Source organism: Serratia sp. CY44782 (genome assembly GCF_052168715.1).
Lineage (GTDB): Bacteria > Pseudomonadota > Gammaproteobacteria > Enterobacterales > Enterobacteriaceae > Serratia > Serratia nevei.
This window is the reverse complement of the sequence record NZ_JBJNME010000004.1, coordinates 15,351-40,574: the sequence shown is the minus strand read 5'-3', so window position 1 is coordinate 40,574 and position 25,224 is coordinate 15,351. Positions and strand designations below refer to the sequence as shown.

Here is a 25,224-nt window from a genome sequence, read left to right as displayed (position 1 = left end):
AACCTCACGAACTCTTTTTCAGGTAGGGTTTGAACGCGTCCGAATAACGCTCCTCAAACCCGTCGGCGGTTTTCACGATCATGAACACCGGGATACCGAGCAGATTGGCCAGCGCCAGGCCGCGCTCCGGCCCCATCACGTTCAGGCCGGTGGACAGGCCGTCGGCGGTCATACAGGTCGGGCTCAGCACGGTGATCGACACCAGGCGGTGGTTGATCGGCCGGCCGGTGATCGGATCGATGGTGTGCGAATAGCGCACCCCGTCCTGCTCGAAGTAGTTGCGATAGTCACCCGAGGTGGCGATCGACATCTCCCCCGGCTGGATCACCAACTGCGCCTGCTGCTGCGCGCCGGCGGTCGGGCGCTCGATGGCGATGCGCCACGGCTTTTGCTCGCCGTTGCGCCCGCGCGTGCGCACCTCACCGCCGATATCCACCATGTAGTTTTGCACGTGTTGCGATTGCAGATACTCCGCCACCACGTCCACGCCGTATCCTTTGGCGATCGACGACAGGTCGACATACAGCTCGGGGATGCTTTTCACCAGCGCGCTGCCCTGCACCGTCAGTTTATCGGCACCGGTCCAGGCGCGGCGGTGCGCCAGCTCCGCCTCGCTCGGCACTTTATCCGGCCGCCCTTCCGGGCCGAAGCCCCACAGGTTGACCAGCGGCCCGACGGTCACGTCCAGCGCGCCATCGGTCACGCGGTTGATGCGCAGCGCTTCGCGCACCACCTCGGCGGTCGCCGGCGAAACCGGGAACGGCCGGTCAATGTCGCGGCTGGCGTTGAAGCGGCTCAGCTCGGAGTCCGGCCGGTAGGTGGACATCTGGTCGTTCACCTGCTCCAGCCGTTTATCGATCTCCACCTGCATCTCGCGCGCCGACGGCGTATCGTCGCCGGTCACGTAACGGATCGAATACGAGGTGCCCATGGTTTTACCCGTCAGGTTCACCTGTTCCGGCCCGCAGCCGGTCAGCAGCAGGGTGGCGCTCAGCGCCACACCCGTCAGCCAGTTCTTCATCGCCAATGCGCGCATTTAGCCACCAAAGTCATCCAGCATGATGTTTTCGTCTTCGACGCCCAGATCTTTCAGCATCTTGATCACCGCAGCGTTCATCATCGGCGGCCCGCACATGTAAAACTCGCAGTCCTCCGGCGCCGGGTGATTCCTCAGGTAGTTCTCCAGCAGAACATTATGGATAAAGCCGGTGTAGCCGGTCCAGTTATCTTCCGGCTGCGGATCCGACAGCGCCACGTGCCAGGTGAAGTTGTCGTTCTCCGCCTGCAGCTGGTTGAAGTCGTCTTCATAGAACATCTCGCGCAGCGAACGCGCGCCGTACCAGAAGGTGATCTTGCGCTTCGAGTTCAGGCGCTTGAGCTGATCGAAGATGTGCGAACGCATCGGCGCCATGCCCGCGCCGCCGCCGATGAAGATCATTTCGGCGTCGGTTTCCTTGGCGAAGAACTCGCCGAACGGCCCGGAGATCGTCACCTTGTCACCCGCCTTCAACGACCAGATATAGGAAGACATGATGCCCGGCGGCACGTCCGGGTTGTTTGGCGGCGGCGTGGCGATACGCACGTTGAGCATGATGATGCCCTTCTCTTCCGGGTAGTTGGCCATCGAGTAGGCGCGCACCGTGGTGTCGTTCACCGTCGAGCGGTAGCGGAACAGGTTGAACTTGTCCCAGTCGCCGCGATACTCCTGCGGCACGTCGAAGTCGGCGTAGCTGATGTCGTGCGCCGGGGCTTCGATCTGGATGAAACCGCCCGCGCGGAACGGCACGTCTTCGCCATCGGGGATCTTCAGCTTCAGCTCTTTGATAAAGGTGGCTTTGTTATCGTTGGAGATAACCTCGCACTCCCATTTCTTCACGCCGAAGATCTCTTCCGGCAGCTCGATCTTCAGGTTCTGCTTCACGTTCACCTGGCACGCCAGGCGGCAACCCTCTTTTGCTTCGCGCTTGTTGATGTGCGAGAGCTCGGTCGGCAGGATATCGCCGCCGCCCTCTTTGATCACCACCCGGCACTGGCCGCAGGAACCGCCGCCGCCGCAGGCCGAGGAGACGAAAATTCCCTGGCTGGAGAGCACGTTGAGCAGCTTGTCGCCCGCCGGCGCATGGAAGCTCTTATCCAAATCGCCGTTGATCTCCACCGCGATGTCGCCGGTGTTCACCAGCTTCGATTTGGCGAACAGGATCAGCAATACCAGCACCATCACGATGGTGGTGAACATTGCTACGCCTAAAATAATTTCCATAAATTCTTCCCGCCTTTACAACTGAACACCGGAGAAGGACATGAAGCCCAGCGCCATCAGTCCGGTGGTGATAAAGGTAATGCCCAGGCCGCGCAGTCCCGCCGGCACGTTGGCATACTTGAGTTTTTCGCGGATCCCCGCCATGGCGACGATCGCCAGCATCCAGCCGATGCCGGAGCCGATGCCGTACACCACCGATTCGGCGAAGTTGTAGTCGCGCTGCACCATGAAGGACACGCCGCCGAAGATGGCGCAGTTCACGGTGATGAGCGGCAGGAAGATGCCGAGCGCGTTATACAGCGACGGGAAGAAGCGATCGAGGATCATCTCCAAAATCTGCACCAGCGCTGCAATCACGCCGATGAAGGTGATGAAGTTGAGGAAGCTCAGATCGACGCCTTCCACCAGCGCGCCGTCGCGCAGGATCAGGTTGTAGACCAGGTTGTTCACCGGCACCGAAATGCCGAGCACGATGGTCACCGCGATGCCCAGGCCAAAGGCGGTCGAGACCTTCTTCGACACCGCCAGGAAGGTACACATCCCGAGGAAGAACGCCAGCGCCATGTTCTCGACGAACACCGCGCGCACAAACAGGCTGATATAGTGTTCCATCGGCCTTTACTCCTTTTCGATCTGCGCCGGCTTCAGGGTGCGCAGCACCCAGATCAGCAGGCCGATGATGAAGAACGCGCTCGGCGCCAGCAGGAACAGGCCGTTCGGCTGGTACCAGCCGCCGTTCTGCACCGTTTCCAGCACCGGGACGCCGAACAGCTTGCCGGAGCCAATCAGCTCGCGCAGGAAACCGACCAGCACCAGGATCACCCCGTAGCCCAGCCCGTTGCCGATGCCGTCCATAAAGCTCTCGATCGGCGGCGACTTCATGGCGTAAGCCTCGGCGCGCCCCATCACGATACAGTTGGTGATGATAAGGCCGACGAACACCGACAGCTGCTTGGAGATCTCGAACGCGTAGGCGCGCAACAGCTGATCGACCACGATCACCAGCGAGGCGATGATCGCCATCTGCACGATGATGCGCACGCTGTTGGGAATATGGTGACGGATCAGCGAGATGAAGAAGCTGGAGAACGCCGTGACCAGCGTCACCGCAATGGTCATCACCACCGCCGTCTCCAGCTTGGTGGTCACCGCCAACGCAGAACAGACGCCCAGCACCTGCAGGGCGATCGGGTTATTGTCGAACAGCGGCCCCAGCAGGACCCGCTTTATCTCTTTGGAATCAGCCATTTTTCAGCGCTCCTTCACGAACTTTTTTCAGGAACGGGCCGAAGCCGTGCTCGCCCAACCAGAAATCAAACGTATGCTGCACGCCGTTGGAGGTCAGCGTGGCGCCGGACAGACCGTCCACCCCGTGCACATCCCCCTGACGCGCACCACCTTTCACCACGCGGATTGCCGGCTGGCCGTTGTCGTCGAACAGCTGTTTGCCGACCCACTGCTGGCGCCAGGACGGGTTCTCGACCTCGCCGCCCAGCCCCGGGGTTTCCCCCTGGTCGTAGTAGGTGATGCCCTTGACCGTGTTGCCGTCGTTATCCAGCGCCACGAAGGCGTACATCATCGACCACAGGCCGGTGCCGTATACCGGCAGCACAATCTTGTTCACCTGGCCGCTTTCATCGCGCACCAGGTAGATTTCCGCCTGATTGCTGCGGCGCTTGATGCCGGCCGGATCGTCGCCCGCCGCCAGCGCCACGCTTTTGGCGTCGTCGCGCAGCGCGGCGCCCAGATCGAACGCCGCCGCCTTGCCGGCGACAAACTCGCCGCTGTTCAGATCCACCAGGCGCGGCTCGATGCGCTCGCTGTACAGGCGCTTGACCTGCTCGCTCTCCATTTTCGGCTGCAACAGGCCGGCTACGTCGAGAATATTGCGCTGCTTATCGAGCAGCTTTTGCTCCTGCTGTTTGGACTTCAGGCCGACGGCGGAGCCCGCCACCACCACTGAACACACCAGACACAGCAGCAGCACTACCAGCAGCGTTTTACCGATGCCGTCGTTTTTCGCTTCATTCGCCACGGGCTTTTCTCCGCTTGATGTTGGCCTGCACCACCAGATAATCGAACAGCGGTGCGAACAGGTTGGCGAACAGGATCGCCAGCATCATGCCTTCCGGATAGGCGGGGTTGACCACCCGGATCAGCACGCACATCACGCCGATCAGAATGCCGTACCACCATTTCCCCTTGTTGGTGAAGGAGGCGGAAACCGGGTCGGTCGCCATAAAGATCATGCCGAAGGCGAAACCGCCCAGCACCAGATGCCAGTACCACGGCATGGCGAACATCGGGTTGGTATCGGAACCGATGGCGTTGAACAACAGGGCGGAAGCCACCATGCCGAGCATTACGCCGGCGACGATGCGCCAGGAGGCCACGCGGCCGAACAGGATAATCGCCCCGCCGATCAGGATCATCAGCGTGGAGACTTCACCGATGGAGCCGGGAATGTTGCCGAGGAAGGCGTCCATCCAGCTGATGGACTGGCCGGTGGCCACGTTGCTCAGGCTGTGCGCCCCGCCTGCGCTCCACTGCGCCAGCGGCGTCGCGCCGGAGAAACCGTCCGCAGAGGTCCACACCAGATCGCCGGAGATCTGCGCCGGATAGGCGAAGAACAGGAAGGCGCGGCCGGCCAACGCCGGGTTGAGGAAGTTGCGCCCGGTGCCGCCGAAGATCTCTTTGGCCACCACCACGCCGAAGGTGATGCCCAGCGCGGCCTGCCACAGCGGCAGGGTCGGCGGCACGATCAGCGCGAACAGGATAGAGGTGACGAAGAAGCCTTCGTTGACCTCATGCTTGCGGATAATGGCGAACAGCACTTCCCAGAAGCCGCCGACGACAAACACCACGGCGTAGATCGGCAGGAAGTAACAGGCGCCCAGCACCATTTTGCTGACCCAGCCGGCGTCGGCCGCCAGCGAGGCGCCGAGCCACTGCGCCAGGCGATAATGCCAGTCGCCCGCCAGCACCTGTTGCAGCTCGTCGCCGCTGTACAGATGGTGCAGCGCCGGGATTGCCTGCTGGCCGACGTTGTACATGCCCCAGAACATCGCCGGGAATACCGCCAGCCACACCAGTATCATCATGCGTTTCAAATCGATGGCGTCGCGCACGTGCGAAGCGCCGCGCGTCACCGTGCCGGGGGTATAAAACACCGTGGTGGTCGCTTCATACAGCGGGTACCACTTTTCCAGTTTGCCGCCCGGCGTGAAGTGATGCTCTATCTTCTCAAAATAATTCTTCAGGCCCATCGGTTATCCTTCCTGCTCAATCTTGGTCAGCACCTCACGCAGCACCGGCGCGTACTCATACTTGCCGGGGCAAACGAAGGTGCACAGCGCCAGATCTTCCTCGTCCAGCTCCAGACAGCCCAGCGCCTGCGCGCTGTCGCTGTCGCCCGCCAGCAGATCGCGCAGCAGCAGCGTCGGCAAAATATCCAGCGGCATCACCCGCTCGTAGTTGCCGATCGGCACCATGGCGCGCTCACCGCCGTGGGTGGTGGTCGAGAAGGCGAACAGTTTGTTCTTCAGGAAGTGGCCCAGCGTGGTGCGGGTAATCGAGAACTTGTTCGGCGAAGGCACGATCCAACCGAACAGCTCTTTGTCGCGCCCTTCTTCCAGCACCGACACCTGCGAGTGGAAACGGCCGAGCCAGGCGTTCGGGCCGGCGGCGTGCATGCCGTTCAGCACCGAACCGGAGATCACCCGGTTCTCGCCGTCTTTCAGGCGGCCGGCGGTCAGCTCCTCGAGGCTGGCCCCCAGGCGGGTGCGCAGCAGCGCCGGCTGCGCCACCTGCGGCCCGGCCAGCGCCACGACCCGGCGGGTATCGAGCTTACCGGTGGTGAACAGCGTGCCGATGGCGATGACGTCCTGGTAGCCGATGTGCCAAACGGTTTTCTTCAGGCTGACCGGTTCCAGGAAGTGAATATGCGTACCCACCAGCCCGGCGGGGTGCGGGCCGGCAAATTCGCTGTAGGCGATCTGCGAGCTGCTCTGCTGGCCAACGGAGGCACCGGCGGCGTGGCATACGTGTACCTTGCCCGTCGTCAGCCGCGCCAACACCAGCAGCCCGGCGTTGAACGCCGCCTGCTGTTCGGCGATGATCACCTGCGGATCGGCGGCCAACGGCTGGGTATCCATCGCGGTGACGAAAATGGCGCGCGCTTCGCTGCCGGGGCTCGGCGTTTTGCTGAACGGACGGGTGCGCAGCGCGGTCCACAGGCCGCTGGCGATCAGTTCACTCTCGACCTGTTCGCGCGGCAGCTGGGCCAACTCCCCCAGCGGGTAATGCGCAAACTCGAGCTGATCGTCGCCGCCGTTTTCCAGCGCAATCACCACCGATTGCAATACGCGCCGTTCGCCGCGGTTAATCGCGGCGATGCGGCCGCTGGCGGGAGCCGTGAAGAAAACCCCGGGGTTTTTCTTATCTTCGAACAACGCCTGGCCTTTCTTAACGGTATCGCCTTCCTGCACCAGCATGGAGGGACGCATTCCGACATACTCTTCCCCAAGCAGGGCGACATGCTGAATGTTCGGGCCGTCTTGGATCGCCTGAACCGGAGCCCCGGCTATCGGCAGATCTAACCCTTTTCTGATCTTAATCATAGGATTTATACGATGTAGTTTGGTTTACACGTCTGCCCGGCCCCAGAGGCGGGTGCTGACGATGCCAGGATTGCCGGACAGTGCGCATGGCGGCACGCCCAACATGAACTTTCTCGCAGTGAAAAATTGGGGTAACGCGCATTCCCTTGATTCCCCCTTTCCGTTGTTTGCTCGACAGTCGATGTGTTAACGGCCTGTAGCCAAATAACCATCAAAACGGCCGGGTTATATGCCATAACCCCTGCCGCTTCAATCGCCACAGCGCGTTAAATTGAAGAGGGAATATTAACATTGTTCGCAACATTGTTCTGCGTTCCGTCGTGACTTGGGTCAAGCAAACGCAATTAAATTTCGCGTGTTTTTCACTACTTATCGTTAAAATCTGCCGGTCATTTCACTTTTATCGAGCTTTGTCGTTTTTTTATACATATCACGTATTGCTAAAAATAAACGCGCTGGTAATCTGGCGGTGTTTTGCAGCAGTAAAAACAATAATCAGTGGCATGCCGACCAACGTCATTGCGCCGGCAGATAAATATAAGCAGGAATAATAATGAGCAAAATCGCGCTGTTGTTTGCGATGCTTGTTTCTATGCCGATGATCACGGCCTGCAGCGCCAGCGAGCAGGTACCGGAAACGCCGGTAGTTAAACAGCAATTATTGGGTTCGCCGGTCTATATTCAGATCTTCAAAGAGGAACGCAAGCTGGAATTGTATGCCAGAATGGGCAATGAATTCCGCCTGGTCAACACGTTCCCGATCTGTAATTTCTCCGGCGGGCTGGGTCCTAAACGTCGTGAAGGCGACTTTAAAAGTCCGGAAGGCTTTTATAGCGTTGACGCGCGCCATCTGAAACCCGACAGCAAGTATTATCGGGCGATCAATATCGGTTTCCCTAATGATTACGATAAATCGCAGGGCTATTCCGGCGCTTATCTGATGATCCACGGTGAATGTAAATCGATCGGCTGTTACGCGATGACCAACACCTATATGGATGAGATCTATCGCTATGTCGAAGCCGCCTTCGCCTATGGCCAAAGCCGCGTCGACATCAGCATCTACCCGTTCCGCATGACCGAGCAAAACCTCAAGCGCCATGCGTCATCCAGCTATATCGCCTTCTGGCGCCAGCTGAAGCCGGGCTACGATTACTTCGCGAAGAACCACCAGCCGCCGATGATGACCGTGGACAACGGCCAGTATGTGCTGGGTCAACCGTTGATGAGCAGCGGCCAGATGACGCAGTACGCGTCAGCCAGCCCGACGCCCAACACCAACCCCTTCGCTCAGAACAAGCCGCTCACCGAAGTGAAATAACGCGAACTCGCCTGGCTCAATCTTGTGCCAGGTTTCGTTGGCGGTCAGCGGTTGGGTGGCGATCACCGTGACCACATCGTTCGGTGTGGTCTGCTGCTGAAAATCGATTTCCACATCCTGATCGAGCAACGTCGCCTTGCCGAACGGCGCGCGGCGCGTGATCCAATACAGGTTGGTGGAGCAATAGGCCATCACGAAGCGCCCGTCCGACAACAGCATGTTGAATACCCCTTTCTTGCGCAGCTGGCTCGCCAACAGGCCGATGTAGCGGAAAACCGCCGGCCACTGGCTCGGGGTGCGCGGGTATTTCAGCGCCAGCTGATGCAGCAACCAGCAGAACGCGTATTCGCTGTCGGTCTGGCCGACCGGGCGAAACGTGCCGGTATCCAGCTGACGGTAGCCTTTCAATTGGCCGTTGTGCGCGTAGGTCCAGTTGCGGCCCCACAGTTCGCGGGTGAACGGGTGGGTGTTTTCCAGCGCCACTTCGCCGCGGTTGGCCTGGCGAATATGGGACACCACCGCACAGGACTTGATCGGGTAGTCCTGCACCAGGCGGGCGATCGGCGAGTTGAAGCTCGGCTGCGGATCCTTGAATGTGCGGCAGCCATTCCCTTCATAGAAGGTAATGCCCCAGCCATCCTTATGCGGCCCGGTGCGGCCGCCGCGCTGTACCAGGCCGGTAAAGCTGAAGCAGATATCGGTCGGTACGTTTGCGCTCATCCCGAGCAGTTCACACATCGCCAGCACTCCTTAACCACACTGACACAGGCTGTGCGGGCGCACCATGCGGCGTCCGCGGTCTTATTCTTGGGGGAGCCGCAGCTCCCCGCAGGCTATCAAGCCTTAACCATCTCTTTTTCGATCAGCTGAATCAAGATGTGAATCGCTTTGATGTGGATTTCCTGAATGCGGTCGGCGTAACCGAAGTGCGGCACGCGAATTTCCACATCGGCGGAACCCGCCATCTTGCCGCCGTCCTTGCCGGTCAGGGTGATCACTTTCATCCCCTTGGCGCGCGCCGCGTCGATGGCCTTGATGATGTTGCCGGAGTTGCCGGAGGTGGAAATGCCCAGCAGCACATCGCCTTCGCGGCCTACCGCTTCCACATAGCGAGAGAAGACGTACTCATAGCCGAAGTCGTTGCTGACGCAGGACAGGTGGCTCACGTCCGAGATGGCAATCGCCGGGTAGCCCGGGCGATTTTCACGGTAGCGGCCGGTCAGCTCTTCGGCGAAGTGCATCGCGTCGCAATGGGAACCGCCGTTGCCGCAGGAAATCACTTTACCGCCGGCTTTGAAAGAATCCGCCAGCAGCACCGCCGCACGTTGGATGGCGTCGATGTTGGCGTCGTCATTGATAAATTTCGCCAGGGTATCAGCCGCTTCGTTCAGTTCACTGCGAATAAGGTCGTGGTACATGAGGAACCTCTTGTTATCGTCAAATCTTCCGCTCCGCAGTGTACCGGATCGCGGAAACAGCGAGAAGCATTCTCAGCCAAACAGCGCGCCGGTTAAGGAAGCGGAGAGGTTTTTGATGATTGGTGCTGTCAGTTTGTGACCTGAGTTGTAATTAAACTGTAAACGCATTGATAAAAATTCTGCCTTGTACTAAAACCTATTACATACACACAACAGGTCAGACCTCTTACTACTTCGGAGCTTCTTATGATGGTTCTTAGTATTGTCGTTTTACTGGCTCTCCTCGGCGTGGTGTTCTACCACCGAGTGAACCTTACCCTCAGCAGCCTGATCCTGGTGGCGTACACCGCCGCCATGGGCGCGATCGGCCTGTGGAGCTTCTGGCTGTTGCTGCCGCTGGCAATCGTGCTGCTGCCGCTGAACCTTTCCTCCCTGCGCCGTTCCCTGCTCTCCGCACCGGCGTTGCGCGCCTTCCGCAAGGTGATGCCGCCGATGTCCACCACCGAGAAGGAGGCGATCGACGCCGGCACCACCTGGTGGGAAGGCGATCTGTTCCGCGGCGCGCCGGACTGGAACAAGCTGCACAGCTACCCGAAACCGCGCCTTACGGAAGAAGAGCAGGCGTTTATCGACGGCCCGGTGGAAGAAGCCTGCCGCATGGCCAACGACTTCCAGATCACCCATGAACTGGCCGATCTGCCGCCTGAACTCTGGGCGTACCTGAAAGAACACCGTTTCTTCGCGATGATCATCAAGAAAGAGTACGGCGGTCTGGAGTTCTCTCCTTATGCTCAAGCGATGGTGCTGCAAAAACTGGCCGGCGTTTCCGGCATCCTGGCGATCACCGTCGGCGTGCCGAACTCCCTCGGCCCGGGCGAACTGCTGCAACACTACGGTACCGAAGAACAGAAAAACCACTATCTGCCGGGCCTGGCGCGCGGCGACGAGATCCCTTGCTTCGCCCTGACCAGCCCGGAAGCGGGCTCCGATGCCGGTGCCATTCCGGACGTCGGCACCGTGTGCATGGGCGACTGGCAGGGCAAGCAGGTGCTGGGCATGCGCCTGACCTGGAACAAGCGCTACATCACGCTGGCGCCGGTCGCCACCGTACTGGGCCTGGCGTTCAAACTGCATGACCCGAACCGCCTGCTGAGCGACAACGAATCCCCGGGCATCACCTGTGCGCTGATCCCGACCAGCACGCCGGGCGTGGAAATCGGCAACCGCCACTTCCCGCTGAACGTGCCGTTCCAAAACGGCCCGACCCGCGGCACCGACGTGTTCGTCCCGATCGATTACATCATCGGCGGCCCGAAAATGGCCGGCCAGGGCTGGCGTATGCTGGTTGAGTGTCTGTCGGTCGGTCGCGGCATCACCCTGCCGTCCAACTCTACCGGCAGCCTGAAATCCATCGCCCTGGCGACCGGTGCCTACGCGCACATTCGCCGTCAGTTCAAAATCTCCATCGGCAAGATGGAAGGGATCGAAGAGCCGTTGGCGCGCATCGCCGGCAACACCTATGTGATGGACGCCGCCGCTTCGCTGATCACCTATGCGCTGGTGCAGGGCGAGAAGCCGGCCGTGCTGTCGGCCATCGTCAAATACCACTGTACGCACCGCGGCCAGCAGTCGATCGTTGACGCCATGGACATCGCCGGCGGTAAAGGCATCATGCTCGGCGAATCCAACTTCCTGGCACGCGCCTATCAGGGCGCACCGATCGCCATCACGGTGGAAGGCGCGAACATCTTGACCCGCACCATGATGATCTTCGGTCAAGGCGCGATCCGCTGCCATCCTTATGTGCTGGATGAAATGGCGGCGGCGCAGAGCAACGATCTGAACGCCTTCGATAAATCGCTGTTCGGCCATCTGGGCCACGTCGGCAGCAACAAGGTACGCAGCTTCTGGCTGGGCCTGACCAACGGCCGCACCAGCGCCACGCCGACCAAGGATGCGACCCGCCGTTACTATCAGCAGTTGAACCGCCTGAGCGCCAACCTGGCGTTGCTGTCGGACGTTTCCATGGGCGTGCTGGGCGGTAGCCTGAAGCGCCGCGAGCGCATCTCCGCTCGCCTGGGGGACATCCTCAGCCAGATGTATTTGGCTTCCGCCGTGCTGAAACGCTTTGACGACGAAGGCCGTCAGAAAGAAGATCTGCCGCTGGTGCATTGGGGCGTGCAAGACAGCCTGCATAAAGCCGAACAGGCGCTGGATGACCTGCTGCGTAACTTCCCGAACCGCTTTATCGCCGGCGCGATGCGCTTCGTGGTCTTCCCGCTCGGCCGTGTGCATACCGCACCGTCCGATCGTCTGGATCACCAGCTGGCCAAGATCCTGCAGGTGCCTTCCGCCACCCGCAGCCGTCTGGGGCGCGGCCAGTACCTGACGCCGAGCGAACATAACCCAATCGGCCTGCTGGAAGCGGCGCTGGCCGACGTGATGGCCGCCGAGCCGATTCACGAACGTCTGTGCAAGGCAGCCGGCAAAAACCTGCCGTTCACCCGTCTGGATCGTTTGGCGGAACGCGCGCTGGAAGAAGGCAAGATCAACGCCGACGAAGCGAAGATCCTGGTGAAAGCCGAAGAGAGCCGTCTGCGCTCCATCAACGTGGACGACTTTGCGCCGGATGCGCTGGCGGCCGCCAAGCCGGAAAAGCCGGCGGCGCAGTCTAAGCGCCAACAGCAGACCGAAGCGGCTTAACGCCAATTCGAACTTCACGCATCCAAGGGGCGATCATCATCGCCCCTTTTTCTTTTCTTGCATCACGAACTGCGCACCGCGCCGCAGGTTGGCGCAACGGCGGATTTCACGGGAAGGAAGTTCGAGTAGACTGCGCGGCGGGTGCTCTGGATCTTTCTGTCCGTAGCCTTGGCAAAGGAGAGAAAGAGAAAGGCCCCGAGTCGATATTATCAACCCGAGGCCACTCTGATGCCTAGCAACATCAGCTTAGCCTCTTACCCGCCGCAAGGCAAGGATAGGGAGGTCAAAAATGCAGCAAAAACGGGTCGTACTTAAGCTGGTGATCGTCTGTATGACGCCGATCGCGTTCATCTGGCTAACCCGCGGTTCGCTGTGCGAACTGCGCATCAGGCTGGGAGACTCGGAGGTTGCGGCCACTTTGGCTTACGAATCCGAACGGTAAGGCAACCCAACGGCGGGGTTCGCCCCGCCCGTTGGCCGATGGTGTCAGGCAGGATCCACGAGCACCCGTCTTTTCAACCGCTGACCGTCAGTTTGTCGTAGCCGCGCAGGCGGTAATTCACCACCGACACCAACCAGCAGAAGATGAACACGGCGATCACCCAATAGCCCATCTCCCCCAGATGATCGTTGAGCCGTGCGACGGCGTCCCACAGCGGGCCGGACAGCGCCAGCTTGTCGGCGATAAGCCCGAGCGCTTCGATGCCGCCGATAAACACCGCGATGATCACCGACGCCGCCGTGATGGTCATGTTGTAGTACAGCTTGCGGATCGGTTTGGAGAACGCCCAACCGTAAGCGCCAATCATCACGAAGTTGTCGATGGAGTCGATCAGCGCCATCCCGGCGGCGAACAGCGCCGGAAACAGCATGATGCTCCACAGATTCATGCCGTGGCCCGCACCGGCGGCCGAAATCCCCAGCAGCCCGACCTCGGTGGCGGTGTCGAAGCCCAGGCCAAACAAGAAACCCACCAGGTACATGTGCCAGCTCTGGTTCACCAGCCTGAACAGCGGGCGGAAACAGCGCGCCAGCACACCGCCGCCGCTCATCAGCAGATCCAGCGATTGATGCGCTGGCAGCTCGCCCGCCTTCACCTGCCGGAACGCTCGCCACACGGAGATCAGCACCAGCAGATTGATAAAGGCGACCGTCAGCAAGAACAACGAGGACACCAGCGTGCCGATCAGGCCGCCGGTTTCGTGAAACCAGCCCATCTGACGGCTGAACATCATCGCCGTCGCGGCAATCGCGGCCGAGGCCAGCACCACGATGGTCGAGTGGCCGAGCGAGAAGAAGGTACCGACCGCCACCGGCGTTTTGCCCTGCTGCATCAGCTTGCGGGTCACGTTGTCGATCGCGGCAATGTGATCGGCATCCACCGCATGGCGCAGACCAAAACTGTAGGCCAGCAAGGCGGTGCCCATCAGCGCGGCATTGTCTTTGAACACCGCCAGCGCCAGCAGCCAGACGATGACGTTGACCGCCACCAGCCCCAGCAACAGGGATACCGCCCGTCGCCGGGCCGCGCCATGCAATCCTTCGGAAACTACCGCCATACCCACACTCCTGTTTTATCGTTATGTTCAAATCAATGGATTAGCGCCGCGCCGCGATCACCGCCGGATTGGCGCTCAAAAACAGCCAGGACGCGATCACGAACGGCATGGTCAACGACGGCATGCCCAGCGGGGCCAGCAGGGTATTGAACGCGCCCTGCACCAGCACCGTAAAAATCACGCCGAGCAGCGTATAGATCAGCACTCGCTGGCCGGGCGGGTTGAAGACGGATCCCAGCGCCACCGCCGTCAGCACTGCGCTGAAGGCGTACAGCCCGGCGAAAACCGCCTGCGGATCGGCGCCGATCGCCAGCGATGTGGCCACCGCCAGCAACGCGCCGAAAAAACCCAGCAGCATCGCGCGCGGCGACGACACCGCCAGCCCGAGCAACAGCAGTACGCCACCGCTCACGCTGCTGCACAAAAAGACCTGAGAAACGCCGTGCAGCGCGCCGCTCAGCATCTCTGCGACGCCGGGATGCGCGTAGAACACCGCCCCGTCGGCCGGGATGGCCGCCGCCGGCAACCGTACATGCCGCAGATGGCTGAACGGGTAGCTGGCCAACAGCACCGTCCAGGTGGTCAGCACGAAAGGCGCCGTCAGCGCCGCGATCTTCCAGGTGCGCAACAGCCGATTGAGGCCAACGGTGACGATCACCGAGATCGTGCTGCTGAACATCACGCCGATCCACAGCCAGGCCGAGGGCAGTAAAAAGGTCGGCAGCGCGGCACCGACCAGGCAGCCGTTGTAGCCATACAGCCCAGAGCGCAACGCCGTGCGATCGTCCACCAGCCACGCCGCGCTCAGCGTCGCCGACGCGGTGCCCAGCAGACAGCCGAAGGCCACCTGCGGCAACCCTTCCTCATAGGCGCCCACAAAAATGGCGATAAAAAACAGTAATCCGGTCAACGGGTTATTTTGAAACATCACCTGCGAACAGCCGCGCAGCACCGCATCCGCCGCCGCCGCTATCCGGCTGTGGGCACACAGCCCGCCCCAACTCCACCTTGTCGTCATGACCGCTTCCCGCTGCAGATTAGCGCCAGATAAAGGGCTCCGGCAGCGTCACGCCCAGGATCTCTTCCCGGGCGACGCGCCAGAAAACGCGAATGGCCGCCTTCACCTGGCGCGCCTCTTTGCCCAGGGCCTTAAAGATCAGCCCACACTCGTTGGGCAACCGGCTGACGCCGCTGGCGATCCCCTCAACCTCGTCATACTGGGGTGCGATGCGATCGAGGATCCGCTGATGGTGCTCGGGCGGCGTCAGCAGGATCACATTGCCGAACACGTCAAACGGCCCCATCACGCCGACCCCGTTCAGCGGGTGTTTATGCGGCTCCAGCACATAGCGTTCGACAAACAGCGTCTTGCCCTCGGGGCGGCAGGCGCTGATGCGCGAGGAGTACACGTCGAATCTGAACCCGCGATCCGCCTGATGGTGTTTGCGCCCCGACATCAGGATCTCGCCGTAGAGCAGCGTCGCCGTCGGGTGCAGCGTAATGCGGGTATCGGTAATGAAGCGCGAGCCGCAGTGGGGGATCACCGGATCGGGCATCATCTCCAGATAGCTGCCCTCTTCGAGCGTCAGCGTCTGCATCTGCGCCGCGTAATTATTTTCCATGGCGTGGATCTTGGTCGCCGACTGGGTGGTGACATGCCCGCAGGCCTGGGGGGCGACCTGCACCTCGAGCGTCAGGCGATCGCCCTGCAAGATGCATCCCGAGGTGGAGATGACGAACACGCACGGCATCTGCGGCAGCGCTTCATCCCAATACAGCGCCCGCTGCACCAGAAACGGTACGCGCCGCTCCATCTGCCGCAGCACGCTGCGATGCCCGCTTAGCGCAAACCCCAGCCGCAGATAGCCGGTTTTGCCCACGCCGCCGCTGGCCATTTGCGGCGGCTCATCCTGATAATCGGCCAGCTCCGGCGCGTCGGCGCCAAGCTGCGCGACGCGCCTCGCGGCTTCGCTGACCGCAGTCATACCGCCGCCGACGGCGCATGGGTGAACAGGAAATCACGCATGATCATGTCCACCAGCTCGTCGATGCCTTCGCCGGTTTTGCAGTTGGTGAGAATATAAGGCCGCTCGCCGCGCACCACGCGGGTGTCGTGTTCCATCACCGCCAGGCTGGCGCCGACATAGGGGGCCAGATCGATTTTGTTGATCACCAGGATGTCGGCCTGCACCAGGCCCGGCCCGTTTTTACGCGGGATCTTTTCCCCTTCGGCGACGTCGATGACATAGATGTAAAAGTCCGCCAGTGCCGGGCTGAAGGTCAGCGTCAGGTTATCGCCGCCGCTCTCGATCATCACCACGTCGCTTTCCGGGAAGCGGGCCTCCATCTCCTCTACCGCCGCGATATTCATGCTCGGATCCTCCCGCACGGCGGTATGCGGGCAAGCGCCGGTTTCCACGCCCAAAATTTTCTCCTCGTCCAGGATCCCCTTGAGCGTGCGCTTGACCTGTTTGGCGTCTTCGGTGGTGACGATGTCGTTGGTGATGATCAGCGGGCTGATGCCCCGCTCGATCAAGCGCGGCGTGATAACTTCAATGATCGCGGTCTTGCCCGAGCCTACCGGGCCGCCGATACCGATGCGGGTAATTTTTTTCACTCTGATCGTTCCTTATTATCAGTTGCTGAACAGTCGGGTAAACGCGCCGACGTGCAGTGCGGCCAGGACATCGGTCACCGGCGCGTAAGAGGCCATTTGTTCAACGCCGCCGCGTTCGGCTTCGTCGCAACAAACGTCGATGTCCCGGTTGAGTTGAAACAGGATGCGTTGGGTGTCGATATGGGTGACGCGCATCAGGCGCATGGCGGCGCTGAGAATGGTCATCGCCACGCCGTACTGATGCATCACCGCCACCTCGCGCGGGCCGGCGCCCAGCGCCGTCATCACCACCGCCTGCGTCACCGGATAGGTGCCGGCGGCGCGGCCGGTTTTGATCTGCTCAAGCCACCAGACCACCTGAGGTTCGTCGCAGATGGCCGCCGCCATTTCCGCCAGCTTTTTTCCCATCCGCACCACCATGTTGCGGCCCTCTTCGTTCAGCTTGCGGTTGAACAGCGCCCAGTCGTGCCCCATCGCCGCCTCGCGATCGCCCGCCTGCAGCGCCCGGCAGGCCGCCGTCACCGCTCGGCCGTCGCCGCCCGCCGCCTGTTGCAAGGCGGTGCGGGTGAACGACTGCAGCGTGTCGGCATCGCGCACGATGCCGGCCTGGATCGCCGACTCGACGCCGTTGGAAAAGGCGAACGCCCCCACCGGCAGCACCGAGTCGGCAAACTGCAGAATGCGAATCAACTGGACGGCGTTCATTTCAGTTTGATCACATGCTGGCCGAGGAAGGGGCTGTCGACATGCACATGGGTGGCGGAATCCTCCGCGCCGCCGAACAGCAAGCGCGCTTCGGGCTGGGTCAAATGCGGCAAAATGGTTTCGCCCTTTACGAACGAATAAGGCAACGCGTGGAAACCGTGAGTTTTCATCACCGAATCCATCACCTTGGTCGCCACCGTCAGCGGAATAAAGATGCGATTCCCTTTGATGACCGATTTCCAGTGCTGATTGCCCAGCGCATGCCCCAGTTCGAACGCGGTCTTCAGCACCGTCGCCATATCGGTCGCCAGCAACGACTCAAGATGGATGACCATCACGTCGCGCAGGTTCATCTGCACCACCACCGCGCTGCGGTTCGCTTCGTCCCAAAGCAACACGTCGCCGTCGGCCAGCACCTGATGACGATCGAGGGAGATGCCAAGATCCTGGCCGTCGCGAGTCGTCTTGCGGCAGCGACTTTTCTGCGCCTCCCACTGCGAAAGCGGCAGCACGTCCAGCGAGGCGTGTTGCAAGCGTTCGCGCCAGTCGGCATCCCGTTTAATATTGCCGAGTATCTTTTCAATCACGATCATGAGCGGCGGTTCCTAGCTGAAGAAATAGCGTTGATTAAGCACGGCGGTGGAGATGGGCTTCACCGTGGCGTGTTCGCCGTTGACCTTGACCGCGAAGGTTTCGGGATCCACCTCGATGTTCGGCGTTTCCGCATTGCGCACCATGTCCTGCTTGGAGATCGCCCGGCAGTTATGCACCGCCATCACCTGTCGCTCCAGCCCCAGTTTCTCTTTGATGCCGTCGTGCAACGCGGCGCCGGAGACGAAGGTGACGCAGGTTTCCTGCAGCGATTTGCCCATGGCGCCGAACATCGGGCGGTAGAACGTGGGCTGCGGCGTCGGCAACGACGCGTTGGGATCGCCCATCACCGCCCAGTTGATCATCCCGCCCTTGATCACCAGCTTCGGCTTGGCGCCGAAGAAGCGCGGCTCCCACAGCACCAGATCGGCCATCTTGCCGACCTCGACCGAACCCAGCACGTGGCTGATGCCCTGCGCAATCGCCGGATTGATGGTGATCTTCGCCACGTAGCGCAACACGCGGAAGTTGTCGTGCTCCGCCGCGTCTTCCGGCAGCTTGCCGCGCGCGACTTTCATCGCATGTGCCGTCTGCATTACCCGCAGCCAGTTTTCGCCGACCCGCCCCATCGCCTGGGAATCGCTGGAAAACATCGACAGCACGCCCATGTCGTGCAGCACGTTTTCCGCCGCGATGGTTTCCGGCCGCACCCGGCTTTCGGAGAACGCCACGTCGGCCGGCACATTGGGATTGAGGTTGTGGCACACCATGATCATGTCGAACAATTCGGCCTGGCTGTTGATGCCGAACGGCAGCGTGGGGTTGGTGGAGCTCGGCAACACGTTCATCTGCGCGGCAACCTTGATGATATCCGGCGAGTGCCCGCCGCCGGCGCCTTCGGTGTGGAAGGTGTGGATGGTGCGCCCTTCAAAGGCGTCGATGGTGTCCTCGACGTAACCGCCTTCATTCAGGCTGTCGGTGTGCACCGCCACCTGAATATCCATGTCGTCGGCCACGCGCAACGCGTGGCGCAGCGCGGAATTGGTGGCGCCCCAGTCCTCATGCACTTTCAGCCCCGCCACGCCGGCGGCGATTTGTTCGACCAGCGGCGCAGCGTGCGAAGCGTGCCCCTTGCCGAGCATCCCCACGTTGACCGGCATCGTCTCGAAGGCGCGCAGCATGCGGTGGATATGCCAGGGCCCGGCGGTCACGGTGGTGCCGTTGGAGCCGTCGGTCGGCCCGACGCCGCCGCCGAAGAACGTCGTCACGCCGTTGGAGAGCGCATGCGCCGCCTGCTGCGGCGAAATGAAGTGGATATGCGTATCGATGCCGGCGGCGGTCAGGATCAGGTGCTCGCCCGAGATGGCGTCGGTGCTGACGCCCACCACCATGCCGGGCGTGACGCCGTTCATCATCGCCGGGTTGCCGCTTTTGCCGATGCCGGCGATCAGGCCGTTTTTGATGCCGACGTCCGCCTTGATCACCCCTTGCCGGGCGTCCAAAATCGTTACGTTGGTAATCACCAGATCCAGCACGTTATCGCTGGTTAATCGGTTGTCGGCGCCCATGCCGTCACGCAGCGACTTGCCGCCGCCGTAGACCGATTCCTCGCCGTAGCCGCGCAGGTCTTTCTCTATTTCAATAAACAGTTGCGTATCGCCCAAACGAATTTTATCGCCGGTGGTTGGGCCGAACAGCCCGGCATATTCTTGCCTGGAGAGAGTTGGCATGCGTTATTCCTCGCTCGTTTTCGTCGGCGCCTGATCGAGGTTTTTATAACCCAGCTCAATAGCTCGCTTTACATCTATCGTTTTCTTTACTCTTTCACCGGCCGCTACCGGGCTGTCCCCCGCCCAACCGTCCACCAGATTATTAAAACCGTAGACCGTTTGTTTGCCGCCGATGGCAATAAGCGCCACCTCAATCTCGTCACCGGGTTCAAAACGGATCGCCGTCGTGGCAATGATATTCAAACGCTTGCCAAAGGCGGCAGCGCGATCGAATTGCAAGGCTTTGTTGGCCTCAAAGAAATGAAAATGCGAACCGACCTGAATAGGCCTGTCGCCGGTGTTACGCACCGTTAAAATAAGGCTTTCGCGATCTTCATTAAAGGTAATGGGGTTTTCGGACAGGATATAGCCGCCGGGCGGCACGTGCTTTTCTGGGTCATGCTTTTTCATCGAAATACCTGTGCTGATAAGGTTTATCCGTGGCAATCAGGAACGCACACCGCACTTACTGAATCGGATCGTGCACCGTCACCAGGCGGCTGCCGTCGCTGAATATCGCTTCGACCTGCACGTGCGGGATCAGATCCGCCACGCCGTCCATCACGTCATCGCGGCTCAATACCTGCCGCGTGTCGTTCATGACTTCTTCCAGCGTTTTTCCCTCGCGGGCGCCTTCCAGCGCTGCGGTGGTAATAATCGCCACCGCCTCGGGGTAATTCAGCTTTATCCCTCTGGACTTTCGCTTTAATGCGACGTCGGCCAGGGTATAGACCATCAACTTTTCAATTTCTCTTGGCGTTAATTGCATGGGGCACTCCGATCTCGATAGGAATAATCAGACAAAACGAGGCCAAAGGTGATTAATAGTTAATAACCTTGCGTTATTTATTTGCGTTTATCTGACCCTCGAACAATCTAGGAGGTAATATTGAGATGATCAACCCACAACTTTATTCACGTTAGAGCATGAGTTATCCCACGCCATAAAAAAGTAACGGTGACATGATAGTTTTTATCGATAAAATTTCTTTTTTTCTCTTTCTGTTTCCACAATAAAACGATCAAAAAAAGCACAGCCCACTCTGCTTTGTTTTCACCACCTCAATAAAACCCAGAAAAATACCCTCCTCAGGCACCAAACCACCAATATTAAAGACATGTAACCAACGGTCAGAAAATATAATTAAATTTACAAATAAGACACGAACAAAAATACATTTTTAGTTAAAAACAATTTATCTATTCTATTGCTGATACCAATAAGTTCTTAAAAATAAAAAACCCGGCCGCAGCCGGGTTTGCCTCATTGCCGAGTTATTCAGCCTTGCTGACGAATGCGCGCCAACAGCGCGTCAATATGCTCGATCTGCGGCGCATTGACGATCAGCGTGCGCCCCAGTCCCAGCGCATGACGCTGGCAGTCGAGGCGCATGTCGGCGTCGGCGATGCTGTCCAGATCGGCGACGTGCGCCAGGCCGATGGTGCGCCGAATCAATTCGGTACCGCAGTACCCGACCGCATCGGCCCAGACCTGTTGCAGGAACTGCTCGGCGTAACCCGGCGTTGCCAGCGCCGCATCCCGGCTTTGCTGATGGCACAGCGCCAGGAAGCGATCGGCAAAGATCAGCCACAGCTCGCGCACATCCTGCAAGCGCTGCTCGCGCCCGGCGGCGGCGTCGCGCGGCCCGAACAGCCCCGGCAGCCCGCAATAGTTGAGCAGCAGATTGCCCAATGCGGTGCCGATATCGAAACCGATCGGGCCGTAGAAACCGAATTCGGCGTCAATCGCTTTCAACCGTCCTTCCGCCACGAAGATCGAACCGCTGTGAATATCCCCGTGCAGCAGCGCCTCCGCCTTGCTGAGAAAGCGATGTTTCAGGCCGGCGACGGCCAACTTCAGCGGCGTATCCTCACGCAGCGCCTGCACCTGCGGCAACAGCGCCGCCTCGAAGCGATTGCGCTCATGGTCGATATAAGGATCGGTAAAGAACAGATCTTCGGTGATCTGGCACAGCTCGGGATTGGTGAAACGGCTGACTTCCGCCTTCTTCTGCTGCGCCGACTGATAAAAATCGGAGGTGTGGAACAGCGTCTGCGCCAGGTATTCCGCCAGCTGCCCGGCCGCCAGCGGGTGATAGTTGCCCTGCACCAGCTCGCTGCGCCAGATGCGATGGTCGGAAAGGTCTTCCTGCACCATCACCGCCAATTCGGGATCGTGATGCAAGACTTTTACCGTATGCCGCGGGCAGAAGCCGCCGTGGACCAGCAGCGTTTCCGCTTCGATGCGCGCCCGATCCAGCGTCAACGGCCAGGATTCGCCCACGCAACGTACGTAAGGCAGCGCCTGTTTGACGATCACCCGGCTCACCCCTTCGCGATCGCAGATCTTGAACACCAGATTCAGGTTGCCGTCACCGATCTCGTCGGCGCTGACCAGTGCCTGCGGTTCAGACACCCGACCGTATTGGCGGGCGTATTCAACGGCGTCGGTAGCCGTAAACGTACGATAAAGCGACATTCCCCAACCCCTCTGTTCTCTCTCACCGATCCCAGCGATTCTGTTTATTTAGACGTAAAAGCATTTGGACGTCTATACATCTGGAAGTCATGTTGGCAGAATAGCGTTTCAGATGCAATAACCACGCAACAAGGAATTAACCGCCGATGCAAGCGCTTAACACCACCAGTTTGACCCTGCAGGACAACCGCCTTTGGATCCTCGATCAGCAAGCCCTGCCGCAGGAAAAGCGGTGGCGCGCCTGCGACAGCGTGGAGGAATTGGTCGGGCACATTCACAGCCTGCGGGTGCGCGGCGCGCCGCTGATCGGGCTGTCTGCCAGCCTGCTGTTGGCGCTGCTCGCGGAACGCGGTCTGCCGCGCGCCGAGCTGGAGCAGGCGCTGCACACGCTGCGCGCCGCCCGCCCGACGGCGGTCAACCTGATGAATAATCTGGATCGCATGAAGCTGGCGCTGGCGGAGCCTGATTGGGTGCCGGCGATGGTGAACGAAGCGCTGCGGTTGGTGGAAGAAGATCGCCAATTGTGCGATCGCATTGCCGATCACGGCGCTGGGCTGGTCAAGCCCGGCAGCCGCCTGCTAACCCACTGCAATACCGGCGGGTTGGCCACCGCCGGCGTCGGCACCGCCATCGGCGTGCTGCTGCACGCTCACCGGCAAGGCAAGGTGCAACAGGTGTGGGTCGATGAAACCCGGCCGCTGCTGCAGGGCGGCCGCCTGACCGCCTGGGAGCTGGGCGAGCTGGGCATTCCCTATCGCCTGATCTGCGATTCGATGGCCGCCAGCCTGATGGCACAGGGCCAGGTCGATGCGGTGTGGGTCGGCGCGGATCGCATCGCCGCCAACGGCGACGTCGCCAACAAAATCGGCACCTACAGCCTGGCGGTGCTGGCGCACTATCACGGCATCCCGTTCTACGTGGCCGCCCCGCACACCACTCATGATCCACACTGCCCGGACGGCGCAGCCATTCCGATCGAGCAGCGCGCGGCGGCCGAAGTCACCGGCGTTTCAGGCAGTTTTGGCACCTGCCAGTGGGCGCCGAACGAGGCACCGGTCTACAATCCGGCGTTCGACGTTACGCCGGCCAAGCTCATCAGCGGCTGGGTATTCGACAGCGGCGTGATTACGCCGCAGCAGGTTGAAGCGGGGATTTTCCGGCGGGCGCTGGGGTAACGCCCGCGGATTGACGCTCAGTCCAGACGTGGATAGTCATCGGCGATCTTGTCACCGGTGAAATGCGCCACCCAGCCTTCCGGATTGTCGAACACCCGGATCGCGGTGAAATGCGGGGCCGATCCCATATCGAACCAGTGCCGGGTGTTGGCCGGCACCGAGATCAGATCGTTCTTTTCGCACAGGATCTGGAAGATCTTGCCGTCCAGATGCAGGCAAAACAGCCCTGCGCCTTCGACGAAAAAGCGTACTTCATCTTCGCCGTGCGTATGTTCGGACAGAAATTTTTCACGCAGCGCCTGGCGCTGCTCATGGTCCGGCCGCATGCTGATCACGTCCCAGCTCTGGTAACCCTTTTCCGCCACCAGCCGGTCTATCTCATGCTGGTAGGCGGCGATCACCGCCTCCGGCTGCGGGTTGTCGCCCAGCTCGCGATCCGCCTGCCAGCGCTCAAAGCGCACGCCGATTTGCGCCAGCTGGCGCTGGATCTCCTGCGCATCGCGGCTCTGCCACAGCGGCTGCTGCGGCGCTTTATCGCTGAAAATGGTCAATCCACTCATGAGACGAACTCCCCTAAATCGATACGATCAAAACGGTTAACCTGCGGATGCCGGCTCTGGTTGTCCGCGTCATCGCGGATCAGCTGGCAGGTATGCCAGCCGGCGGCCTGCGCCGCATCCAGCTCCTGACGGATATCGGACAAAAACAGCAGCTCGTTGGGCGCGATGCCGATAGCCTGCGCGATGTTGCGGTACGACGCGGTTTCACGCTTGGCGCCGACGTGCGTATCGAAATAGCCGCTGAACAGCGGCTGCAGATCGCCCGCGTCGCTGTGGCCGAACAGCAGCTTCTGCGCCTCCACCGAACCGGAGGAATAGACGTAGAGCTTCACTCCCTGCCGCTGCCAGGCGGCCAACTGCCCCGCGACTTCCGGGTAAAGATGCCCGCGGAAATCCCCTTCGCGGTAACCGCTGCGCCAGATGATGCCCTGCAACGCCTTGAGCGCGGTGGATTTGCGATCTTCATCCATAAAGCGGTACAGGGCGGCGATCAGCGCGTCGAGATCTGCCTGCGGCTGGTCAATTTCAGCGCGCAGCGCCGCCAGCGGCGCGGCGACTTCGCTCTCAGCGGCATGGCGGCGCACAAAATCCGCCAGCCGTTCGCGAGCGTAAGGAAACAGTACCTGATGCACAAAGCGAATATCGCTGGTGGTGCCCTCAATGTCGGTCACGATAGCGCGGATCATTTCGCCTCCAGTAAGCGGCGTTGCAGTTCACACTGGAACAGGAATTCCAGCCCTTCGAGATGGCGGCGGGCTTCCGCCACCTGGCTCCCCCAGCAATACAGGCCGTGGCCGCGTACCAGAAAGCCGTATTGCAGCGGCGTGGCCTCGGCATAGGCCGCCACGCGCGCCGCCAACCGGGGGATGTCCTGATCGTTATCAAAAATGGGGATCGCCACGCTGTCCAGGTGGCTGCGCTGGCCGGCCAGCGACTTCTGCATTTCGTACCCCTGTAGTACCAGCGCATCGCCGCGCTCCACCCGCGACAGGACGGTAGCGTTGACGGAATGGGTATGCAGCACCGCGCCGGTATGCGCAGACAGGCGGTAGAGCAGCGTGTGCAATCCGGTCTCCGCCGACGGCGTGCGGCCGCTCGGCACATGATTGTCGGCGATATCTACCAGCAGAAAATCGGCGGCGCTCAGGCTGCCCTTGTCTTTGCCGGACTCGGTAACCAGGCACTGACGTTCATCCAGGCGCAGCGACATGTTGCCGCCGGTCGCCGGGCACCAGCCTTTATCGCCAATCCAGTGGCAGGCCGCCAGCAATTCGGTAAGTTGCTGATTCTCCGTCATTATTATCGTTTCCCATTCGGTAAGGCGGGCGGCAGATGAAACTTAGCCTGCCGCATGGCGGGCTAAGCACCTTTTCGCATTTAGCCATCTAAGCGTCTTGATTGCCAAATACTAGCATCGTGTTATATTGACGGCAATATAAGCGCCTGGA

General features: G+C 60.7%; 26 protein-coding genes. 4 read left to right on the top strand and 22 right to left on the bottom strand.

The window, feature by feature from the left end:
• Window positions 1-4: 4 nt before the first annotated feature.
• From ACJ8HT_RS08400 to ACJ8HT_RS08370, 7 genes are read right to left on the bottom strand one after another with little or no spacing between them, the layout of a single operon-like run.
• Window positions 5-1,036, bottom strand: a complete 1,032-nt coding sequence (locus tag ACJ8HT_RS08400) for an FAD:protein FMN transferase (protein ID WP_194572291.1) — start codon at window positions 1,034-1,036, stop codon at window positions 5-7.
• The gene (nqrF, locus tag ACJ8HT_RS08395) at window positions 1,037-2,260 is read right to left on the bottom strand and encodes an NADH:ubiquinone reductase (Na(+)-transporting) subunit F (RefSeq protein ID WP_033637209.1); all 1,224 of its coding nucleotides are present in this window, start codon (window positions 2,258-2,260) and stop codon (window positions 1,037-1,039) included.
• A 15-nt stretch (window positions 2,261-2,275) separates the two neighbouring features.
• Window positions 2,276-2,872 (bottom strand): NADH:ubiquinone reductase (Na(+)-transporting) subunit E, encoded by a 597-nt coding sequence (nqrE, locus tag ACJ8HT_RS08390; protein WP_197652325.1) that lies wholly within the window; start codon window positions 2,870-2,872, stop codon window positions 2,276-2,278.
• 6 nt (window positions 2,873-2,878) lie between these two features.
• Window positions 2,879-3,508, bottom strand: coding sequence for an NADH:ubiquinone reductase (Na(+)-transporting) subunit D (locus tag ACJ8HT_RS08385; protein WP_004930232.1), 630 nt, complete (start codon window positions 3,506-3,508; stop codon window positions 2,879-2,881).
• Window positions 3,501-4,295, bottom strand: coding sequence for a Na(+)-translocating NADH-quinone reductase subunit C (locus ACJ8HT_RS08380; protein ID WP_015376731.1), 795 nt, complete (start codon window positions 4,293-4,295; stop codon window positions 3,501-3,503). The genes ACJ8HT_RS08385 and ACJ8HT_RS08380 overlap by 8 nt, the downstream gene beginning before the upstream one ends.
• On the bottom strand, window positions 4,285-5,526 hold the full coding sequence (locus ACJ8HT_RS08375; RefSeq protein ID WP_033649926.1) for an NADH:ubiquinone reductase (Na(+)-transporting) subunit B: 1,242 nt from the start codon (window positions 5,524-5,526) through the stop codon (window positions 4,285-4,287). The genes ACJ8HT_RS08380 and ACJ8HT_RS08375 overlap by 11 nt, the downstream gene beginning before the upstream one ends.
• Window positions 5,527-5,529: 3 nt before the next feature.
• Window positions 5,530-6,879 (bottom strand): Na(+)-translocating NADH-quinone reductase subunit A, encoded by a 1,350-nt coding sequence (locus tag ACJ8HT_RS08370; protein ID WP_197652326.1) that lies wholly within the window; start codon window positions 6,877-6,879, stop codon window positions 5,530-5,532.
• A 553-nt stretch (window positions 6,880-7,432) separates the two neighbouring features.
• Between ACJ8HT_RS08370 and dpaA the strand changes: the two genes are divergently transcribed.
• On the top strand, window positions 7,433-8,200 hold the full coding sequence (gene dpaA, locus ACJ8HT_RS08365; RefSeq protein WP_049202289.1) for a peptidoglycan meso-diaminopimelic acid protein amidase: 768 nt from the start codon (window positions 7,433-7,435) through the stop codon (window positions 8,198-8,200).
• Here dpaA and ACJ8HT_RS08360 read toward each other — a convergent pair.
• Window positions 8,135-8,938, bottom strand: coding sequence for a class II glutamine amidotransferase (locus ACJ8HT_RS08360; RefSeq protein ID WP_004930222.1), 804 nt, complete (start codon window positions 8,936-8,938; stop codon window positions 8,135-8,137). The two genes, dpaA and ACJ8HT_RS08360, sit on opposite strands and share 66 nt — an antisense overlap.
• 98 nt (window positions 8,939-9,036) lie before the next feature.
• Complete coding sequence (gene lpcA, locus ACJ8HT_RS08355) at window positions 9,037-9,618, bottom strand: D-sedoheptulose 7-phosphate isomerase (RefSeq protein WP_004930220.1); 582 nt, start codon at window positions 9,616-9,618, stop codon at window positions 9,037-9,039.
• Window positions 9,619-9,864: 246 nt separating this feature from the next.
• Between lpcA and fadE the strand changes: the two genes are divergently transcribed.
• Window positions 9,865-12,321 carry an acyl-CoA dehydrogenase FadE gene (gene fadE / locus ACJ8HT_RS08350; RefSeq protein WP_197652327.1) on the top strand — a complete coding sequence of 819 codons (2,457 nt, stop codon included), beginning with the start codon at window positions 9,865-9,867 and terminating at the stop codon, window positions 12,319-12,321.
• A 289-nt stretch (window positions 12,322-12,610) separates the two neighbouring features.
• Complete coding sequence (locus tag ACJ8HT_RS08345) at window positions 12,611-12,763, top strand: Hok/Gef family protein (RefSeq protein WP_019454312.1); 153 nt, start codon at window positions 12,611-12,613, stop codon at window positions 12,761-12,763.
• A gap of 73 nt (window positions 12,764-12,836) precedes the next feature.
• On the opposite strand, the gene ACJ8HT_RS08340 is transcribed toward ACJ8HT_RS08345, so the two are convergent.
• From ACJ8HT_RS08340 to mtnK, 10 genes are all read right to left on the bottom strand, one after another.
• Window positions 12,837-13,880 (bottom strand): HoxN/HupN/NixA family nickel/cobalt transporter, encoded by a 1,044-nt coding sequence (locus tag ACJ8HT_RS08340; protein ID WP_049271941.1) that lies wholly within the window; start codon window positions 13,878-13,880, stop codon window positions 12,837-12,839.
• 40 nt (window positions 13,881-13,920) lie between these two features.
• A complete protein-coding gene (yut, locus tag ACJ8HT_RS08335) occupies window positions 13,921-14,898 on the bottom strand; it encodes an urea transporter (protein WP_197652328.1) in 978 nt (325 codons plus the stop codon).
• A 19-nt stretch (window positions 14,899-14,917) separates the two neighbouring features.
• Complete coding sequence (locus tag ACJ8HT_RS08330) at window positions 14,918-15,865, bottom strand: urease accessory protein UreD (RefSeq protein WP_060440634.1); 948 nt, start codon at window positions 15,863-15,865, stop codon at window positions 14,918-14,920.
• Window positions 15,862-16,497: an urease accessory protein UreG gene (ureG, locus tag ACJ8HT_RS08325; RefSeq protein WP_019454316.1), complete on the bottom strand. Its 636-nt coding sequence runs from the start codon at window positions 16,495-16,497 to the stop codon at window positions 15,862-15,864. Before ureG ends, ACJ8HT_RS08330 begins: the two co-directional genes overlap by 4 nt.
• An 18-nt stretch (window positions 16,498-16,515) precedes the next feature.
• Window positions 16,516-17,202 carry an urease accessory protein UreF gene (locus ACJ8HT_RS08320; RefSeq protein WP_195873680.1) on the bottom strand — a complete coding sequence of 229 codons (687 nt, stop codon included), beginning with the start codon at window positions 17,200-17,202 and terminating at the stop codon, window positions 16,516-16,518.
• The gene (ureE, locus tag ACJ8HT_RS08315) at window positions 17,199-17,795 is read right to left on the bottom strand and encodes an urease accessory protein UreE (protein ID WP_197652329.1); all 597 of its coding nucleotides are present in this window, start codon (window positions 17,793-17,795) and stop codon (window positions 17,199-17,201) included. The genes ACJ8HT_RS08320 and ureE overlap by 4 nt, the downstream gene beginning before the upstream one ends.
• A 12-nt stretch (window positions 17,796-17,807) precedes the next feature.
• Complete coding sequence (locus ACJ8HT_RS08310) at window positions 17,808-19,523, bottom strand: urease subunit alpha (protein WP_060440636.1); 1,716 nt, start codon at window positions 19,521-19,523, stop codon at window positions 17,808-17,810.
• Between the two features lie 3 nt (window positions 19,524-19,526).
• Complete coding sequence (locus ACJ8HT_RS08305; protein ID WP_197652330.1) at window positions 19,527-19,973, bottom strand: urease subunit beta; 447 nt, start codon at window positions 19,971-19,973, stop codon at window positions 19,527-19,529.
• A 55-nt stretch (window positions 19,974-20,028) separates the two neighbouring features.
• Window positions 20,029-20,331: an urease subunit gamma gene (locus ACJ8HT_RS08300; protein WP_025160087.1), complete on the bottom strand. Its 303-nt coding sequence runs from the start codon at window positions 20,329-20,331 to the stop codon at window positions 20,029-20,031.
• A gap of 510 nt (window positions 20,332-20,841) precedes the next feature.
• Entirely contained in the window at window positions 20,842-22,041 is a 1,200-nt protein-coding gene (gene mtnK / locus ACJ8HT_RS08295) for an S-methyl-5-thioribose kinase (RefSeq protein WP_197652331.1), read from the bottom strand.
• 146 nt (window positions 22,042-22,187) lie between these two features.
• Between mtnK and mtnA the strand changes: the two genes are divergently transcribed.
• Window positions 22,188-23,216 (top strand): S-methyl-5-thioribose-1-phosphate isomerase, encoded by a 1,029-nt coding sequence (gene mtnA, locus ACJ8HT_RS08290; protein ID WP_194571663.1) that lies wholly within the window; start codon window positions 22,188-22,190, stop codon window positions 23,214-23,216.
• 17 nt (window positions 23,217-23,233) lie between these two features.
• Here mtnA and ACJ8HT_RS08285 read toward each other — a convergent pair whose 3' ends face one another.
• Genes ACJ8HT_RS08285 through ACJ8HT_RS08275 form a run of 3 tightly spaced genes read right to left on the bottom strand, consistent with a single transcriptional unit; the run spans window position 23,234 to window position 25,073 of the window.
• On the bottom strand, window positions 23,234-23,776 hold the full coding sequence (locus ACJ8HT_RS08285; RefSeq protein WP_087763213.1) for a 1,2-dihydroxy-3-keto-5-methylthiopentene dioxygenase: 543 nt from the start codon (window positions 23,774-23,776) through the stop codon (window positions 23,234-23,236).
• Window positions 23,773-24,462, bottom strand: a complete 690-nt coding sequence (gene mtnC / locus ACJ8HT_RS08280; protein ID WP_197652332.1) for an acireductone synthase — start codon at window positions 24,460-24,462, stop codon at window positions 23,773-23,775. Before mtnC ends, ACJ8HT_RS08285 begins: the two co-directional genes overlap by 4 nt.
• Window positions 24,459-25,073, bottom strand: a complete 615-nt coding sequence (locus ACJ8HT_RS08275; RefSeq protein WP_197652333.1) for a methylthioribulose 1-phosphate dehydratase — start codon at window positions 25,071-25,073, stop codon at window positions 24,459-24,461. The genes mtnC and ACJ8HT_RS08275 overlap by 4 nt, the downstream gene beginning before the upstream one ends.
• Window positions 25,074-25,224 lie beyond the last annotated feature (151 nt).

Coding starts and splice junctions, on each gene's coding strand:
- ACJ8HT_RS08305 (WP_197652330.1), bottom strand. CDS start 19,973: ATGAAAAAGCATGACCCAGAAAAGCACGTGCCGCCCGGCGGCTATATC.
- ACJ8HT_RS08285 (WP_087763213.1), bottom strand. CDS start 23,776: ATGAGTGGATTGACCATTTTCAGCGATAAAGCGCCGCAGCAGCCGCTG.
- ACJ8HT_RS08330 (WP_060440634.1), bottom strand. CDS start 15,865: ATGACTGCGGTCAGCGAAGCCGCGAGGCGCGTCGCGCAGCTTGGCGCC.
- mtnA (WP_194571663.1), top strand. CDS start 22,188: ATGCAAGCGCTTAACACCACCAGTTTGACCCTGCAGGACAACCGCCTT.
- ACJ8HT_RS08375 (WP_033649926.1), bottom strand. CDS start 5,526: ATGGGCCTGAAGAATTATTTTGAGAAGATAGAGCATCACTTCACGCCG.
- dpaA (WP_049202289.1), top strand. CDS start 7,433: ATGAGCAAAATCGCGCTGTTGTTTGCGATGCTTGTTTCTATGCCGATG.
- ACJ8HT_RS08370 (WP_197652326.1), bottom strand. CDS start 6,879: ATGATTAAGATCAGAAAAGGGTTAGATCTGCCGATAGCCGGGGCTCCG.
- mtnK (WP_197652331.1), bottom strand. CDS start 22,041: ATGTCGCTTTATCGTACGTTTACGGCTACCGACGCCGTTGAATACGCC.
- ACJ8HT_RS08385 (WP_004930232.1), bottom strand. CDS start 3,508: ATGGCTGATTCCAAAGAGATAAAGCGGGTCCTGCTGGGGCCGCTGTTC.
- fadE (WP_197652327.1), top strand. CDS start 9,865: ATGATGGTTCTTAGTATTGTCGTTTTACTGGCTCTCCTCGGCGTGGTG.
- ACJ8HT_RS08320 (WP_195873680.1), bottom strand. CDS start 17,202: ATGAACGCCGTCCAGTTGATTCGCATTCTGCAGTTTGCCGACTCGGTG.
- mtnC (WP_197652332.1), bottom strand. CDS start 24,462: ATGATCCGCGCTATCGTGACCGACATTGAGGGCACCACCAGCGATATT.
- ACJ8HT_RS08345 (WP_019454312.1), top strand. CDS start 12,611: ATGCAGCAAAAACGGGTCGTACTTAAGCTGGTGATCGTCTGTATGACG.
- ACJ8HT_RS08300 (WP_025160087.1), bottom strand. CDS start 20,331: ATGCAATTAACGCCAAGAGAAATTGAAAAGTTGATGGTCTATACCCTG.
- nqrE (WP_197652325.1), bottom strand. CDS start 2,872: ATGGAACACTATATCAGCCTGTTTGTGCGCGCGGTGTTCGTCGAGAAC.
- ACJ8HT_RS08310 (WP_060440636.1), bottom strand. CDS start 19,523: ATGCCAACTCTCTCCAGGCAAGAATATGCCGGGCTGTTCGGCCCAACC.
- ACJ8HT_RS08360 (WP_004930222.1), bottom strand. CDS start 8,938: ATGTGTGAACTGCTCGGGATGAGCGCAAACGTACCGACCGATATCTGC.
- lpcA (WP_004930220.1), bottom strand. CDS start 9,618: ATGTACCACGACCTTATTCGCAGTGAACTGAACGAAGCGGCTGATACC.
- nqrF (WP_033637209.1), bottom strand. CDS start 2,260: ATGGAAATTATTTTAGGCGTAGCAATGTTCACCACCATCGTGATGGTG.
- ACJ8HT_RS08275 (WP_197652333.1), bottom strand. CDS start 25,073: ATGACGGAGAATCAGCAACTTACCGAATTGCTGGCGGCCTGCCACTGG.
- yut (WP_197652328.1), bottom strand. CDS start 14,898: ATGACGACAAGGTGGAGTTGGGGCGGGCTGTGTGCCCACAGCCGGATA.
- ureE (WP_197652329.1), bottom strand. CDS start 17,795: ATGATCGTGATTGAAAAGATACTCGGCAATATTAAACGGGATGCCGAC.
- ACJ8HT_RS08400 (WP_194572291.1), bottom strand. CDS start 1,036: ATGCGCGCATTGGCGATGAAGAACTGGCTGACGGGTGTGGCGCTGAGC.
- ACJ8HT_RS08340 (WP_049271941.1), bottom strand. CDS start 13,880: ATGGCGGTAGTTTCCGAAGGATTGCATGGCGCGGCCCGGCGACGGGCG.